The organism is Candidatus Methylomirabilota bacterium (assembly GCA_036001065.1).
In the GTDB taxonomy this organism is placed as follows: Bacteria; Methylomirabilota; Methylomirabilia; order Rokubacteriales; family CSP1-6; genus MNEF01.
Genome location: DASYUQ010000149.1, coordinates 1 through 15,246, shown reverse-complemented (window position 1 = coordinate 15,246; position 15,246 = coordinate 1). Strand labels below are relative to the sequence as shown.

Genomic DNA, 15,246 nt, shown 5'->3' with positions numbered 1-15,246 from the left:
CCGCTCAGAGAATCACGAGATTGTCGCGGTGAATCACTTCGTCGACGCTCCTGTACCCCAGCCGTACCTCGATCTCGCGCGTCTTGACGCCGCGGATCTTCCTGAGCTCCGTCGCGTCGAAGTTCACCAGCCCTCGCCCGACCTCCTTGCCATCGGTCTGGCTGACGACGGCCACGACCTCGCCGGCGGCGAAGTCGCCCTCCACGTCGACGACACCCGAGGGGAGCAGGCTCCTCCCCTGCTGAGTTAATGCCCGGAGCGCCCCGGCGTCAACCGTGAGCCGGCCTTGGGGCGGGACGGCGAACGCGATCCAGCGCTTGCGCGCGGTCAGGCGATCGGCCTTGGGCGCGAAGTAGGTGCCGACGGACTCGCCGGCCAGCAGCCGGCGCAGCACGCCCGAAGCCCCGCCGTTGGCGATCACCATCGGGATGCCGGAGGCGGCCGCCTTCTGGGCCGCTTCCAGCTTGGTGGCCATGCCGCCCACCGAGACGCGGCCCGCGCGGTCCCAGACCAGCCGCGCGATCTCGTCGGTGACCGACTCGACCGTGTCGAGCTTCCGCGCCGCCGCGCTGACGCTGGGATCGTCGGTGTAGAGCCCGTCGACGTCGGTGAGGAGCACGAGCAGGTCCGCGTCGATCAGCGAGGCGACGAGAGCGCTGAGGTTGTCGTTGTCGCCGACCTTGATCTCCTCGACGGCGACCGTGTCGTTCTCGTTCACGATCGGGAGCACGCCGAAGCGCAGGAGCGTGAGCAGCGTGTTCCGAGCATTCAGATAGCGCGTCCGATCCCCGATGTCGTACGCGGTGAGCAGGACCTGGCCGACGGTGATGCCGTGGGGCGCGAAGGCGATCTCGTACTGCCGCATGAGCGCCGACTGGCCGACCGCGGCCGCCGCCTGCTTTTCGGGGATGGACCGCGGCCGCTCGGCGAGCGCCAGGCGCGCCGTCCCCGCCATGATGGCGCCGGACGTCACCAGCGCGATCTCGCGGCCCTGCCGCACCGCGGCGATCTCTGCGGCCAGGGCGGCAATGCGCGCGGGGTCGGCGCCCGGGCCGGGGGCGCTGACGAGGCCGCTGCCCACCTTCACCACGAGGCGGCGGACCTTGTCCAACTGGCGGCGCGCACCGGGCTCCCCCCACGCGTCTAGCTGGCGGCGCGTACCCATCCGATCTCCTGCAGCGCCGCGGCGACGCGGCGGATCAGCTCGGCGAGCCCGGCCCCCGTGGCCGCGGAGACGGCGAGGCAGGGGACACCGGCCGTCGCGCAGAACTCCTCGACCGCCGCCTGCCGCGGCGCCGCCTCCGGCAGGTCGATCTTGTTGGCGACGACGAGCTGCGGCCGCTCGGCCAGGCGCTCGGAGTGCGCGCGCAGCTCCTCGTTGACGACGCGCAGGTCGTCGATCGGATCGCGCCCGGTCGCGGGATCGAGGTCGAGGATGTGGAGCAGCAGCCGCGTGCGCTCGGTGTGCCGGAGGAACTGGAGACCGAGCCCCTTGCCCTGGGACGCGCCGGGGATCAGCCCCGGCAGGTCGGCGATGACGAAGCTCTTGTCGTCGTCGACGCGGACGATGCCGAGGGTCGGGGCCAGCGTGGTAAAGGGATAGTCCGCGATCTTCGGCGTCGCCGCGCTCACGCGCGATACGAGCGTCGACTTGCCGGCGTTGGGAAACCCGATCACGCCGACGTCAGCCAGGAGCTTCAGCTCGAGGCGCAGCCAGTGGCCCTGCCCGTACTGGCCGGGGTCCGCCTGGCGCGGAGCCCGGTTGGTCGCCGACGCGAAGCGGGCGTTGCCGCGGCCGCCCCGGGGCCCGCGCTGCACGAGGAGGCGCTGGCCAGGCGTGGCGAGATCCCCCAGCAGCTCGCCGGTATCGCGATCGCTGACCACGGTGCCCACCGGCATCTTCAGAACGAGATCCGCGCCCTGGGCTCCGTGACGGTTCGCACCCTTGCCGTGCTGACCGCGCTCGGCCTCGTAGTGTCGCTGGTAGTGGTAGTCGAGCAGCGTGTTCAGGGCGGGGTCGGCCTCGAGCCAGACACTGCCACCGTCGCCGCCGTCGCCACCGTCGGGGCCGCCGTAGGGGACGTATTTCTCGCGACGGAAGCTGACGCACCCCGCGCCCCCGTCGCCGCCCTTGACGAAGATCTCGATCTCGTCGACGAACACGGGACTCGCGGGCCCGGGGGTTGCCCGCCCGCCGTCATGCCGACGCGGGGACGATGCTCACGTAGCGTGAATCGCCTCGCCGCTCGAAGCGCACCACGCCGGCGACCCTCGCATAGAGCGTGTCGTCGGAGCCGCGCCCGACGTTGAGGCCGGGCTTGAAGCGCGTGCCCCGCTGACGCACGAGGATGCTGCCGCCACTCACGATCTGCCCGGCGAAGCGCTTGACGCCGAGCATCTGCGGGTTCGAGTCCCGACCGTTGCGCGAGCTGCCGACGCCTTTCTTGTGGGCCATGCTGGGCTAGACCTCGATCCCGATGATGCGCACCTGCGTCGCCGGCTGGCGGTGGCCGCGATTCCGGCGATAGTTCTTGCGCCGCTTGAACTTCACGACCGACACCTTCCGGCGCCGGGCGTGGCCGACGACCTCACCCGAGACCTTCGCCGAGCCGAGCCGGTCCCGGCCCGCGATGATCTCGCCGTCGCGGTTGACGAGCAGCACGGCGCGGAACTCGACCGTGGACCCCGCCGCGCCCGGCAGCCTCTCGACGGCGATGACCTGGCCCGGCGCTACGCGGTACTGCTTGCCTCCCGTCGCGATGACTGCTTCCATGCCCTCTGACCTTCCCCGGAATTTAATGACGGCAAGCACTTATCAGACCACAGGCAGTCACGCCGCGTCAACTCTGGGCGCCCCCAAGATCTAAATAAGGTCTGCTCGGGAGATCTCGCCGGGGCCGCCCCGTCCACCGCGGTAGGTCAACGCGCCGGGGCGAGGTACTCCGACAGGCGCTTGCGCAGGAAGAGGCGCGAGCGGTGGACGCGGGACTTCACCGCCGGCAGGCTGATCCCCAGCGACTCCGCGATGTCGGGGTTCGACATGCCCTCCACGTCGTGGAGGACCAGGGCGCTGCGATATTCCGGCGGCAGCTCGGCGATCGCCGCCTCGAGGGTGGAGCGCAGCTCGCCCTGAAGCGCCTGCTCGTCCACGCTGGGCGACCAGTCGTCCATGGGCTCGAAGTGCACGCCCCCTCCGTCGAGCGCGGGCAGCACGTCCTCCAACGCGATCTCGCGCGCCTTGGCTTTCCGCGAGCGGAGCTTCATGTAGGCGGCGTTGGCGGCGATCCGGTAGAGCCAGCTCCCGAACGCCGCCTCGCCCTTGAACGTGTGGATCTTGCGCCCCGCGGTCCACAGCGCATCCTGGGTGACCTCTTCGGCGTCCTCCTTCGATCCCGTGATGCGCAGGGCCAACCGGTAGACGCGGTCGGCGTACCGCTCGACGAGCTGCTCCATCGCCTCGACGGCGTCGCGCCGGAGCCCCTCGACGAGCGCCGCGTCAGGATCGATCCGCGGCCGATCCGCCACGTTCACCGTAGCCCCCTTTCGTAGAGCCCCAGGTACCGCTTCAGCTCCCCCACGCACTGTTCCATCACGGCGATGTCCTTCGTCACCTTCGTCATGAGAATCGCACCCTCGAGCGACGCGACCAAGAAGTGCGCGACGACGTCGGGCCGGCAGTCGTCACCAACGTCTCCCCGCCGCTGCGCCTCCTGAAGAGCCAGGTTCAGGCGCGCACGCCAGGCGGAGAAGACCTCCGCCAGGCGCGCCCGGAACCCCGGGTGGACGTCCGACAGCTCGGAGGCCAGGTTGCCCAGGGGACAGCCGCCCACGCAGTTGCGCTCGCGCTGGGCCTCCACCACCCGATCAAGAAGACACCGGATCTGGGTCAGGGGTTTAACGCCGGCATCCGAAAAGCAGGGATCGACGGTGCGCTCGATGAACGAGGCGACGATCCGCTCCAGGATCGCGTAGCCGAGGTCTTCCTTGCTCCGAAAGTAGTGGTAGAAACTCCCCTTGCCGACGTCGCTCGCGCTGAGGACGTCGTCGAGCGAGGTGGCGTTATAGCCCTTGATCCGCATGAGCCGCGTTGCGGCCCCGACGATGGCATCGCGGGTCGGCTTTCCGTCACGGGCGCGCGTCGTTGCAGTCGTCATGCTGTACCGACCAGTCGGTACGGAGATTACCGCTGGCGACGCCTCGCGTCAAGTCAAGAAAGATCAGCCTGTCATTGGAGGTCCTTATCGAACCACCCGGTGAGCTGTAGCCAAGCCTCCAGGGCGGCCCTGGGGCGGCTTTGCCCAATAACCCGGCTCAAGCCCCGGTTTCCTGGGCAGACGATGAGTCCGCCCAAAAAACGGGATCAATCCCAAGTTCGTACATTTCGTGAATCAGGACCGTGAGGTTATGGCACAGGACCTTGGCGAGCGTTTCATTGATTTGCGCGGTATCCGTCTTGCTCCGGAGCGCGTCGCCAAACTTCCGTTTAATCATGCTGAACGTCGTCTCGACGTTCGACCGCTTGTGGTAATGCGCGAGGAATTCGTAGCGGCGATACATGAAGTAGCCGAACATCTTTTCCCACGCGCCGAAGCCGCCGCGCCCGGTGTTCGACGTTTTCAGCGCGATGAACGGTGTCCCGCCCACGCGCGAAATCGCGTCCGCGTTTCTGACGCTCCCATACGCCTTGTCCGCCGAGACTTCAGCGACGGCGAAGCTGCGCGCCGTGGTGGCGACCAGGGCGGGCAGTTGCTTGGTATCGGAGGCGTCGCGGTCGTGGATCTCAATGGCGGTCACGATGTTGGTCTTGACGCCGCACATGACGTGCGCCTTGACCCACGTATGCTGTCGGCGAACGTTGCCGTATTTGTGATCGAACCAGGATTCAAAGCGCGACGTGGTGAAGCCGGACGAATCGACCGCGAAATCTACCTCAACGGCCTTCATAGGCTTACTGCTCTCGGCGATGAGATCGCGCAGGATCGGCGCGAGGCCCGGATTTTCGAGGGCGTTCAGTACGGAGTTATGGCACGGAACCTTGCTGATGAACCCGCGCTCGTGGGCTTCCCGAAGATCGCTCATGCAGCGGCGAGCGGAGGCCGTCGTGTAGACTTTGAACACGGCGGTAAATACCGCATCGCGGAGCGACAGCCGTGGCCGCCCGCGCTTCCGCTCTGGCTCGGGCAGTCCGCTGCAAAGATCGCGGAGCAGGACCATGAATTTATCTTTCTCATGGACCTGAGCCGCATTGTAGGCCGACCAGTTCTGCGGGTACGTCCGCTTGACGGTCTTGGTGACGCTGACGGTTTCGGTGACAGTCTCGCCGTCGAAATTCAGTTCGCGCTGGATCACGATCTTGACGGCGTAAATGTGCTTGCACGGCTGCGCGCGCAGTTCAAAGTCAGGGCACGTGCAGCGTGGGGCCTCGCCCGCATCTGCGAAGGGAGGGAAGCCGGTAACTTTGTATTTGCCGGCACCCGACTGCGAGGGTACCGACCAGCCAAGGCCACGCCGTACCAGTTTGCACCGCGCCGCGATTTCCACGCCCCTCTGTTCCCGACCATCCATAACCTACCTCCCTGTTTGTATCTACCAATAGTAGATACCAACAGGGTTGACTTGTCAATACCTTTCGTATATACTGTTTGTAGATGGTGCGGGGGACAAAGGACAAGGAGCCGGAGTTGGGTATGGTCATGCTGCTCGGCGCACGGTGCCGGTGCGGTCACGAGTGGCTGCCGCGCGCTCGGGCTCAGAATGGCACCGTGGAGCGCCCGACTGTCTGCCCCAAATGCAAAAGCCCCCGGTGGGATAAGCCGAAACAGGGCTAAGCACTTAGTCCTTGTCCCCGCGCCGTGGCGGTGTCACAATGCAAAAAGCTGGTGGGGCGCGCCGGGTGGCTACGGCATCTCCCTGGGTCAGAGCCAGGGACTCTACCTTGAGTTAGCGCCCCTCCACGCGAGGCGACTGAGGATGTCTGCCAAAACACCCCCTCAGTCGCCTCGTCCGCTTTTAGCGCTCGCTTCAGTCGGTCTAGGAACTAGCCTCCTTTTCGATTGCGCCCTTCGCAGCCAGCACTTGGGCCAGACCGCTGAAAAACGCCGCGATGCGGTCAGGCTGCCAGCCGGCGAACTCTTGCATGTTGACCCTCACGCTCACATTGAATTGCACGATGCCTTCAACCGGAGTGGAAAAGGTCGTGGCGATAGCGGCGGTCTTCGACAGCGGGGGGTCCTTGACCTCCGTCTGCGTCATGGGACCTCCGTTCGGCGCGGCGGATGTCGGCGCGCCGGCCCGGACGATGTTGAGCATAGTGCCGTCTCTTTGGACGAGTCCTGCGGACACCATGTAGTCCACGCAGATTTTCAGTTGTGGGCGGTACTCCCGGCCAGCGGCCGACACTTCGGCCAGCGTGGCAATGGCCTCGTTTTCCTCCATCGCTTGGAAGCTAAGCCTCGGCGTGAGAGCTTTGGCGAACCACGTTTCAGAGATCATCGGGGCAAGCTTGTGGCTCGCGGTCTCCTTGTTCCACTGGTAAGCGCGCTGGTAGTTCACCACGTCGGCCGAGGGCACATAACCGCCTTCGGCACGCGTCATCAGTCCCGTGTCAGCGAAGAACGCATTCGCCAGCGACACGGTCGAGGCAGTCAGATTCACAATCTCGGACACGTCGTTGTTGGTGACGGGCTTCGGCGTCGTCGCATAGACGGCGGCGTAGGCGCGGAGAAGGTCAAGTTGCTTCGAGTGGGTGATGCGCTCGGTGGGGAGTATCTTCGTCGGACGCTGCTTCTTGGTCTTCGCGCTACCGTCGTCGGGTGTGGAAGGAGACGGGACGGCCGCAAGCTCTGCCATGCTGCACCCCATTCTCGCCGCTATCTGAGGCGGCGCTCGACGTCTGCCGAGGAGCAGCATACACCCTTTCGCGGAAACTCAAACCTAAAATCTAGGTGGCGGGGGGCTGGCGGCCCCTACGGGGCGTGCCCGGCCGGCTCGACTCGTTGCGTCACGTCGATGGCGGGATCGTGTCTCCTCCGGGTTTTTAGGCAGCCATGGCGAACGAGACGGACTTCTTGGGCAGCCCGCCCGCCACACGCCCTTGTTAGGCAAAGCCCCCTGGGGCCCTGGGGTTATAGGAGCCGCGCTCGTCGCAGAAGGAGCCGTGGCCGGCGCCGGCGTACACCTTCGACTCGTAGGTCTTCCCAAGCCGGCGCATCGTCTCCTCGATGCGCTTGATCAGATCGAGCGGGATCAGCTGGTCCTTCTCTCCCCAGAGCGCCAGTACCGGGGCCGTGATGCGAGCGAGCAGGGCGCTGTCGCCGGCGAGGCTGGCGCCACCGTAGAAGGCCACGACGGCCTTGAGGTCGGCGGTGTGATGCGCGGCACTCTTGAATGCCACCGCGCCGCCCATGCAGAAGCCGGTGATGCCGATCAGGGCCGCGCGGACCTCCGGCCGGCCTTTGAGATGCTCGACGCACGCGCCGACCTCGGCCATTACCTTGGCGTCGTCGAGCTTCTTCATGTACTCGATCGCCTTCGGGGCGTCCTCGTACGAGACGACCGGGCTGCCGAAGCGAGCGTAGAGGTCGGGGGCGAGCGTCACGTAGCCCTCGCGTGCGATGCGTTCGGCCACCGCCTTGATGTGACCGTTGAGGCCGAAGGCTTCCATGACGACGATGACGGCCGGGTACTGGCCGCCCGCCGCCGGCCGCGCCAGGTGACACGGTATCCGCCCGTCGGCGGTGGCGAGCGCCACCGACTCCGTTGCGATCTCCATTGAGCGTCTCCTGGTTGAGCGCCGGCTCTGCCCGCGCCACCGATTCCTCGGAGGGGCCCGGAGGGGGCCGTCGAGGCCCCTTTGGATGATCGAGCGCGGGCTCCGCCCGCGCAACCGGATGGGGGAGGTCTCGGAAGGGGGGCGGAGCCCCCCTCCGAGTTTCGAGCGCCGGCTCTGCCCGCGCCACCGATTCCTCGCAGGGGCTCGGAGGGGGCCGTCGAGGCCCTCTTCGATCTAAAAGAGAGGCGCGGCCACCCGCAGGGCGGCCATGACCACCGGGTTGGGGTACACGCCGAGAATCACCACCCCCAGCGCGCACAGGAGAACGGCCAGCGCGAGCGTCCGCTCGAGACGCACCCGCCCCGTGACCGCCGGCGGCTCGATGTACATGCGCTTGACGACCACGAGGTAGTAGAAGAGCGCGACGACCGTGAGGATCGCGCCCAGGAGCACGAGCCAGTAGAGACCGGCCGCCGCCGCGGCCCAGAACACGTAGAGCTTGGCCCAGAAGCCCGCCACGAAGGGAATGCCGCCCAGCGAGAGCAGGAAGAGCAGCATCGCCAGCGCCAGGAGGGGCGAGCGCTGGGCCAGGCCGCGGAACGCCGTCAGGTGCTCGGAGCCTTCCGAGCGCGCCACGGCGTCCACGACGAGGAACGCCCCCATGTTCCCGAAGACGTAAGCGACCAGATAGAAGAGGACCATGGCCGTGCCCGACGCCGAGGCCGCGGCGAAGCCGACCAGCATGTAGCCGATGTGGGCGATGCCTGAGTAGGCCAGCAAGCGCTTGGCGTTCTGCTGGGGCAGCGCCATGAGGTTGCCCGCCACGATGGTGAGGGTGGCCAGCGTCGCCGCGATCGGCACCCAGAACGCCACTGCGGGGCCGACCCCCTCGAAGTACACGCGGAAGAGGGCGACGAATCCGGCGGCCTTCGGCGCCACGCTGAGCCACGCCACGAAGGGCGTGGGCGCCGCCTCGTAGGTGTCCGGCACCCACATGTGGAACGGGAAGGCGGCGATCTTGAACCCGAAGCCGGTGAAGGCCAGGAGCAGGCCCAGGACGAGGAGCGGGTCGCCCCCCGGCAGCGCGCGCGCCACCACAGCGAGGCTCGTCGTCTTGGCGGCGCCGTACACGAACGACAGCCCGTACGCCATCACCGCCGACGAGACGCTGCCGACCAGGAAGAACTTGAGCGCCGCTTCCACCGCCACGTCCTCGCGCTTGGCGAAGCCGGAGAGCACGTAGAGCGGGATCGACATCAGCTCGAAGGCCACGAAGAGCAGAATGAGATCCCGCGCCGAGGCCAGCACCAGCATCCCCAGGAGCGAGCCGAGCACCAGCAGGTGATACTCGGCGGCGCGCCGCGCGAAGACCGCGCCCGGCAGCGCGAGCCCGCCCAGGAGCCCGATGAAGGTGGCGGTCAGGAAGAGGCGCTTGGCGAAGAGGGCGAGCCCGTCCTGCACGAACATGCCGCCGAGCGCAGGCGGCGCCGGGGAAACCATCAGCGACACGCCGGTCAGGACCAGCACGCCGGCGGCGGCGACCCCGCCGACCCAGCGACGATCCTGCCCGCGCGCGCACAGGTTGGCGAAGAAGACGACCAGGAGCAGGAGGCCGAGCCCGAGCTCGAGCACGAAGGCGGTCACGGCGTCAGGATCCGGGCGAGCAGCCCGACGGTGGCCGTGTCGATCGGCACGATGGCGAGGGCGGGCACCATCCCGAAGACGACGAGCACCGCCACCAGGACGACCAGCGCCACCCACTCCGGGCCCCGGGCATCCTCCAGGTGGTGGAAGTGCGGCGAGAGCGGACCCCAGAAGATCTGTTTGGCCACGCGCAGGACGTACACCGCCGTGAGGAACGTGCCGGCCACGGCGGGCAGGAGCCACCAGGGATGGGCCGAGCGCCAGCTCCCCAGGAAGGTGAGCAGCTCGGCGACGAAGCCCGCGGTCGCGGGCAGGCCGAGCGAGGAGAGGCCGGCCACGGTGAAGGCGGTGGCGATGCCGGGCATCGCCCGCCCGAAGCCGCCCATCTTCCCGATCTCACGGGAGTGCGCCTTCTCGTAGACGAGGCCCACCAGCGCGAAAAAGAGGCCCGTCATGATGCCGTGGGCGAACATCTGGAAGACGGAGCCGTTCAACCCGGCCTCGGTGAGCGTCGCTGCGCCCAGCATGACGATGCCCATGTGCGAGACCGAGGAGTAGGCGATGACGTACTTGAGGTCGGTCTGCGCCATCGCCGACAGTGCCCCGTAGACGATGTTGATGCAGGCGATGGTGCCCACCAGCCACACGAGGTCCCGGGCGCCGTCGGGCAGCAGCCCCATCCCGAGGCGCACCACGCCGTAGGCGCCCAGCTTCATCAACACGCCCGCGTGCAGCATCGACACGGCGGTGGGCGCCGAGGCGTGGCCGTCGGGTGACCAGGTGTGCAGCGGCCAGATGCCGGCCAGGATGCCGAAGCCGATGTAGAAGGCCAGGAAGACCCAGCGCTGGAGCCCGCGATCGAAGGTGGCCGCCTCCAGGTCGAGGAACGAGAACGAGGAGGTTCCCGAGACCACGTAGAGCGCGAAGATGCCGACCAGGATGAACGCGGAGCCGAAGAGCAGGTAGAGCGTCAGCTTCATCGCCGCGTACTCTTTGGTCCCCACGCCCGTCTCCCGGTAAGCCCAGGCGAAGATGCCGCGCGGCCGGATCTCCCCGGTGGAGCCCCAGATCCCGATGAGCAGGTACATCGGAAGCACGGCCAGCTCGTAGAAGAGGAAGAAGACGAAGAGATCCAGAGCCACGAAGACGCCGAATACCCCCGTGACCAGCGTCAGGAGCAGCGCGTAGAACTCCTGACTGCGCACGGCGACCGTCCACGACGCGAAAACGCCGCTGAAGATGATGATCGACGTGAGCAGCACGAGGACCAGGCTGATGCCGTCGGCGCCCAGCTCGTAGGAGATGCCGAGCGCCGGGACGAGGGGGAGCTTCTCGTAGAACTGGAAGCCCGCGCCTTCCCGGTCGTAGGCGACGTAGATCCAGAGCGAGAGCACGGTCGAGATCCCGGTGGTCGCGGCCGCGATGAGGCGGACGGCCAGCGGACGGTGGCGGGCCGTGAACATGATGAGGAGCGCGCCGACGAAGGGCGTCCAGGTGATCAGGGAGAGGAGCGGGATGGTGGTCATCGCCGCACCCACTGGGCCACGACGAAGAGCACCAGCACTCCGAAGGCGACGCCGTACACGTAGTCCTGGGCCCGCCCGCTCTGGATGCGCCGGAGGAGGTCGCCGGCGCGCAGGGTCCCGGCGCTCCCGAAGTTGACGAGCCCGTCCACGAGGTAGCGGTCGATCCACCCCACCAGGCGCGAGAAGCCCAGGATGAATGCGCGATAGAGTAACGCGTAGAGGGCGTCGACGCCGTAGCGGTGCCGGGCCATGACGTCGAGCACGTTCAGGGGGAAGACCGCGGCCAGGCGCGCCGGCTCGACAAGCCGCCGCTGATACAGCGCCGCGGCCAGCAGGAAGCCGGCGAGCGCCAGCCCGAGCGAGAGTGGCGCCAGCCACCCGGGCCCGTGGTGCTCCCCCGCCCCGGCCACGACGAAGCGCAACCCGATCACCACCGTCAGCACGGCCAGCACCCACAGCGGCACCGCCATCAGGAGCGGCGCGTCGTGGGCGTGAGCCTCGGCGTGCGCGCGGCCGAAGAACGCGATGAAGATGACGCGGAACATGTAGAACGCGGTGAGGAAGGCCGTCAGCGCCAGCATGAGGAAGGGGCCGGTCATCCGCCCCTCCCATACGCCGCCGAGGACCGCCTCCTTCGAGAAGAAGCCGGCCAAGGGCCACACGCCCGCCAACGCCAGCGTGCCCACGATGAAGACCACGCCCGCCTGTGGGAGCGCACGGAAGAGCCCGCCCATGCGGAAGATGTCGCCGGTGCCGACGGCGTGGATGACGGCCCCGGCGGCGAGGAAGAGCAGCGCCTTGAAGACCCCGTGGGTGAGCAGGTGGAAGAAGCCGGCGTCGGCGGCTCCCGCGCCGGCGGCGGCCATCATGTAGCCCAGCTGGGAGACCGTGGAGTAGGCGAGCACGCGCTTGATGTCACCCTCCACGCAGGCCATGGTGGCGGCCAGCAGCGCCGTGAACGCGCCGACCCAGCCGATGAGGGCCAGAACGTCGGGCACCAGCCGGAACAACGGCATCGCGCGGGTCACCATGAAGACGCCGGCAGTCACCATCGTGGCGGCGTGGATGAGGGCCGACACGGGCGTGGGGCCTTCCATAGCGTCGGGCAGCCAGACGTGGAGCGGGAACTGCGCCGACTTCCCCACCGCGCCCAGGTAGATCAGGACCATGATCAGCCCGAGGCCGGCCAGCGGCAGCGTGCGCTCCGCCGCCATCCGGAAGAGCGCGCCGAACTCGAAAGTCCCCGTCGACGCCCACAGCATGACGATACCGACGATGAAACCGACGTCGCCCAGCTTGGTGATCCAGAAGGCCTTCACGGCGGCGCGCGCTGCCGACGGCCGGTCGTACCAGTAGCCGATGAGCAGATAGGAGCAGAGCCCGACCAGTTCCCAGAAGATGAACATCTGGAGGAATGACGGCGAGAGCACGAGGCCCAGCATCGAGAAGGCGAAGAGCGATTGGTAGGTGTAGTAGCGCCCCAGCGCCGGCGGCGTCTCCTGGTCGAGGTACGAGAGCGAGTAGATCTGCACCAGCAGCGAGACCAGCGTCACCAGGACGAGCATGGCCGCGCTCAGCTCGTCCACCAGGACGCCGACCGTCGCGATCGGTCCGCCGTCGGCGGAGATCCACGCCCACGTCGCCTCGCCCCGCCCGCCGCCGGCCCAGACCGTGAGCGCGCGGTAGAGAGCGCCCGCCACCGCGATGATGGATAGCCAGCCGGCCGCCCGGCCCTTCCGCCGGAGCCAGGGGACGACGGCGAGGATCGCGAAGGCGGCGAACGGAAGCAGCAGGACGTGCAGGGCGTGATCGGTCGCGCTCACTGGGCTAGCCCCGCAGGAGGTTCAAGTGGTCGGCTTCGATCGTCTTCCGAGCGCGGAAGATCGCGATGATGATGGCGAGCCCCACGCCGACCTCGGTCACCGTGATCGAGATCGTGAAGAGCGTGAAGACCAGTCCCACCAGGTCCGCGTTGAAGCGGGCGAATGCCACCAGGTTGATGTTCACCGCGTTCAGCATCAGCTCGATCCCCAGCAGGATGCCGATGGCGTTGCGCCGTGTCAGCACGCCGAAGAGCCCGATGGCGAAGACGAGCGCGGCCAGGATGAGGTAGGCGTGCAGGCCGGGCACGGCCCTCAGTCCTCGGTCCGGGCGAAGTAGATGGCGCCCAGCAGCGCGGCGACCAGGAGCACGCCGAGCAGTTCAAAGGGCGCCGCGAACGGGCCGACGAGGGCGCGGGCGAGGTCGGCCGTGCGGTCCGCGGCAGCCGGGGGGCGGGCGGGGCGGCCCGACCGGACGACGAAGCCGACGATGCCGACGAAGACGGCGGCGGCCATGATGGCGCCGTTGACGACCCAGCGGCTCGTCTGCACCAGGCGCTCCCCGACCAGCCGCTCGGTGAGCATGATCGCGAAGACCATGATCGTGATCACCCCGCCCGCATAGAGGAGGAGCTGAACGGCGAAGAGAAACGCGGCGTCGAGGAGCAGAAAGACGACCCCGGTGGAGACGAGGGCGGCGGCCAGGAACAGCACGGCGTGGAAGAGGTTGGGCGTGAGCACGACGGCGAGACTCGAGGCCAGTAGCACGGCCGCTACCAGCCCGAAGCCTATCGCCTCGGCGGTCACTCGGCGGGCTCCTTGGCGTCCGCCTTCCCTTCCGTCTTCGGCTCGCCCCGGGGCGCCTTGGGCGGCGCCTGCATGTCCCGCAGCCGGTTGCCCGTGGCCCACGACGGCTCGAACTGGAGGCCGAGCGCGTGGAGCCGGTCCTTGTCCAGCAGCAGCTCGCGGCGGTCCGTGGTGGCGAGGTCGAAGGTCTTCAACATGATGATGGCGTCGGTCGGGCACACCTGCACGCACAGCTCGCAGAACTCGCACGCGTACAGCTCGAGCGTGAAGGTCTTGGCGTAGTTCCGCTTCGCGGCCTTCAGCATCTCGACCTTGATCACCTGGGGCGGACAGATGAACTCGCAGAGCCGGCAGCCGATGCAGGCCTCCTCGCTCGTGTCCTTCTCGTAGACGAGGGCCAGGATGCCGCGGAAGCGGTCGGGATAGGCGCGCTTGACGGTCGGGTACTGCACGGTGACCGGCGGGCGCAGGAAGTTGCGGAACGTCACGCCCAGCGCCCGGCCGACGGCGCGCACGAGCTGGGCGGTCTCGCCCCAGAACGAGCCGTCAGACGACACGCGGACCTTGCAGGACCACCCAGAGCGCGGTGGCCATCAGCAACAGGACCGTGACCGGCAGCAGCAGCTTCCAGGAGATGGCCAGGATCTGGTCCACCCGGATGCGCACGAACGACCACCGCACCCAGGTGACCACGAGGAAAATGAACATTGCCTTGAGCAAGAACCACAGCGAGCCGACCAGCGGCCATTGGTCGGCGCCAGGCCCCAGCCAGCCGCCCAGGAACAGCAGCGCGCCCAGGAATGACGTTCCGATCATGTGCGCGTACTCGGCGAACATGATCAGCGAGAACTTCATGCCGCTGTACTCGACGCGGAAGCCGGCCACCAGCTCCGACTCCGCCTCGAGGATGTCGAACGGCACCCGGTTCTCGGCGGCCAGCGTGGCGACGAGGAACGCGACGAAGGCGAGCTGGCCCAGCCCCGGGTAGCAGACGTACCAGCCGAAGAGCCCGCGCTGGGCGTCGACGATGGCCGACATCTGCAGCGAGCCGGCCAGCAGCGCCGGCACCAGCGCCGCGAAGATGAACGGCAGGTCGTAGGAGATGATCTGGTTCACCGCCCGCATCGCGGAGAGGAGCGCGTACTTGTTGTTGGAGCCCCAGCCGCCCATGAACAGGCCGACGATCTCCAGCGACGACACCGCCAGGAAGAACAGCACGCCGATGTTGAGGTCGGCCACGCCGAGCCCCGGCGCGAACGGGATGGTGGCGAAGATCAGCACGCAGGGGACCAGGAACGCGATCGGCGCCAGGTTGTAGACCCAGCGGTCGGTGGCGGTCGGGACCACGTCCTCCTTCATCATCAGCTTGAGCGCGTCGGCGATCGGCTGCAGCCAGCCGTGCGGCCACCCCACATAGTAGGGCCCGATGCGCGACTGCATCCGCGCTGCGAACTTCCGCTCCAGCAACGTCACGTACGTCACGAGCCCGATGACGACGTTGAGCACGATGAACCCAGCGATCGCGTGATGAAGATACGGGGGCACGGCTAGCGACCCTCGTGCGGCGTGGTGAGGCCGGGGGCCGGGAGGCGGGCCATGCCCCGCGGCCGCGCTTCATGACGAGCCGTCGTCGCCGTTCGAGCGCCGGGCTCGGCGAGCGAGCCGCCAGCAAATCGAA

General features: G+C 67.9%; 16 protein-coding genes and 1 tRNA gene. All 17 read right to left on the bottom strand.

Annotated elements, in window-relative coordinates; genetic code table 11:
• Positions 1–4: 4 nt before the first annotated feature.
• A complete protein-coding gene (gene proB, locus VGV13_14755; protein ID HEV8642354.1) occupies positions 5–1,165 on the bottom strand; it encodes a glutamate 5-kinase in 1,161 nt (386 codons plus the stop codon).
• Positions 1,144–2,163: a GTPase ObgE gene (gene obgE / locus VGV13_14750; GenBank protein ID HEV8642353.1), complete on the bottom strand. Its 1,020-nt coding sequence runs from the start codon at positions 2,161–2,163 to the stop codon at positions 1,144–1,146. Before obgE ends, proB begins: the two co-directional genes overlap by 22 nt.
• Before the next feature lie 34 nt (positions 2,164–2,197).
• Positions 2,198–2,455 carry a 50S ribosomal protein L27 gene (gene rpmA, locus VGV13_14745; GenBank protein ID HEV8642352.1) on the bottom strand — a complete coding sequence of 86 codons (258 nt, stop codon included), beginning with the start codon at positions 2,453–2,455 and terminating at the stop codon, positions 2,198–2,200.
• A 6-nt stretch (positions 2,456–2,461) separates the two neighbouring features.
• Positions 2,462–2,773 carry a 50S ribosomal protein L21 gene (rplU, locus tag VGV13_14740; protein HEV8642351.1) on the bottom strand — a complete coding sequence of 104 codons (312 nt, stop codon included), beginning with the start codon at positions 2,771–2,773 and terminating at the stop codon, positions 2,462–2,464.
• Positions 2,774–2,919: 146 nt separating this feature from the next.
• Positions 2,920–3,531 carry a sigma-70 family RNA polymerase sigma factor gene (locus tag VGV13_14735; GenBank protein ID HEV8642350.1) on the bottom strand — a complete coding sequence of 204 codons (612 nt, stop codon included), beginning with the start codon at positions 3,529–3,531 and terminating at the stop codon, positions 2,920–2,922.
• Complete coding sequence (locus tag VGV13_14730) at positions 3,528–4,154, bottom strand: TetR family transcriptional regulator C-terminal domain-containing protein (GenBank protein ID HEV8642349.1); 627 nt, start codon at positions 4,152–4,154, stop codon at positions 3,528–3,530. Before VGV13_14730 ends, VGV13_14735 begins: the two co-directional genes overlap by 4 nt.
• Positions 4,155–4,311: 157 nt before the next feature.
• A complete protein-coding gene (locus VGV13_14725; protein ID HEV8642348.1) occupies positions 4,312–5,541 on the bottom strand; it encodes a transposase in 1,230 nt (409 codons plus the stop codon).
• 336 nt (positions 5,542–5,877) lie between these two features.
• A tRNA-Gln gene (locus VGV13_14720) sits at positions 5,878–5,950 on the bottom strand.
• Positions 5,951–6,030: 80 nt separating this feature from the next.
• Positions 6,031–6,849 carry a hypothetical protein gene (locus tag VGV13_14715; protein HEV8642347.1) on the bottom strand — a complete coding sequence of 273 codons (819 nt, stop codon included), beginning with the start codon at positions 6,847–6,849 and terminating at the stop codon, positions 6,031–6,033.
• A gap of 247 nt (positions 6,850–7,096) precedes the next feature.
• Complete coding sequence (locus tag VGV13_14710; GenBank protein HEV8642346.1) at positions 7,097–7,771, bottom strand: dienelactone hydrolase family protein; 675 nt, start codon at positions 7,769–7,771, stop codon at positions 7,097–7,099.
• Between the two features lie 234 nt (positions 7,772–8,005).
• The gene (locus VGV13_14705; GenBank protein ID HEV8642345.1) at positions 8,006–9,415 is read right to left on the bottom strand and encodes an NADH-quinone oxidoreductase subunit N; all 1,410 of its coding nucleotides are present in this window, start codon (positions 9,413–9,415) and stop codon (positions 8,006–8,008) included.
• Positions 9,412–10,941 carry an NADH-quinone oxidoreductase subunit M gene (locus tag VGV13_14700; protein ID HEV8642344.1) on the bottom strand — a complete coding sequence of 510 codons (1,530 nt, stop codon included), beginning with the start codon at positions 10,939–10,941 and terminating at the stop codon, positions 9,412–9,414. Before VGV13_14700 ends, VGV13_14705 begins: the two co-directional genes overlap by 4 nt.
• Positions 10,938–12,764: an NADH-quinone oxidoreductase subunit L gene (nuoL, locus tag VGV13_14695; protein ID HEV8642343.1), complete on the bottom strand. Its 1,827-nt coding sequence runs from the start codon at positions 12,762–12,764 to the stop codon at positions 10,938–10,940. Before nuoL ends, VGV13_14700 begins: the two co-directional genes overlap by 4 nt.
• Positions 12,765–12,768: 4 nt before the next feature.
• The gene (gene nuoK / locus VGV13_14690; GenBank protein HEV8642342.1) at positions 12,769–13,071 is read right to left on the bottom strand and encodes an NADH-quinone oxidoreductase subunit NuoK; all 303 of its coding nucleotides are present in this window, start codon (positions 13,069–13,071) and stop codon (positions 12,769–12,771) included.
• Between the two features lie 5 nt (positions 13,072–13,076).
• Entirely contained in the window at positions 13,077–13,568 is a 492-nt protein-coding gene (locus tag VGV13_14685; GenBank protein HEV8642341.1) for an NADH-quinone oxidoreductase subunit J, read from the bottom strand.
• Positions 13,565–14,125 (bottom strand): NADH-quinone oxidoreductase subunit I, encoded by a 561-nt coding sequence (locus VGV13_14680; GenBank protein ID HEV8642340.1) that lies wholly within the window; start codon positions 14,123–14,125, stop codon positions 13,565–13,567. The genes VGV13_14685 and VGV13_14680 overlap by 4 nt, the downstream gene beginning before the upstream one ends.
• A complete protein-coding gene (gene nuoH, locus VGV13_14675) occupies positions 14,115–15,113 on the bottom strand; it encodes an NADH-quinone oxidoreductase subunit NuoH (protein ID HEV8642339.1) in 999 nt (332 codons plus the stop codon). The genes VGV13_14680 and nuoH overlap by 11 nt, the downstream gene beginning before the upstream one ends.
• Positions 15,114–15,246: the final 133 nt, after the last annotated feature.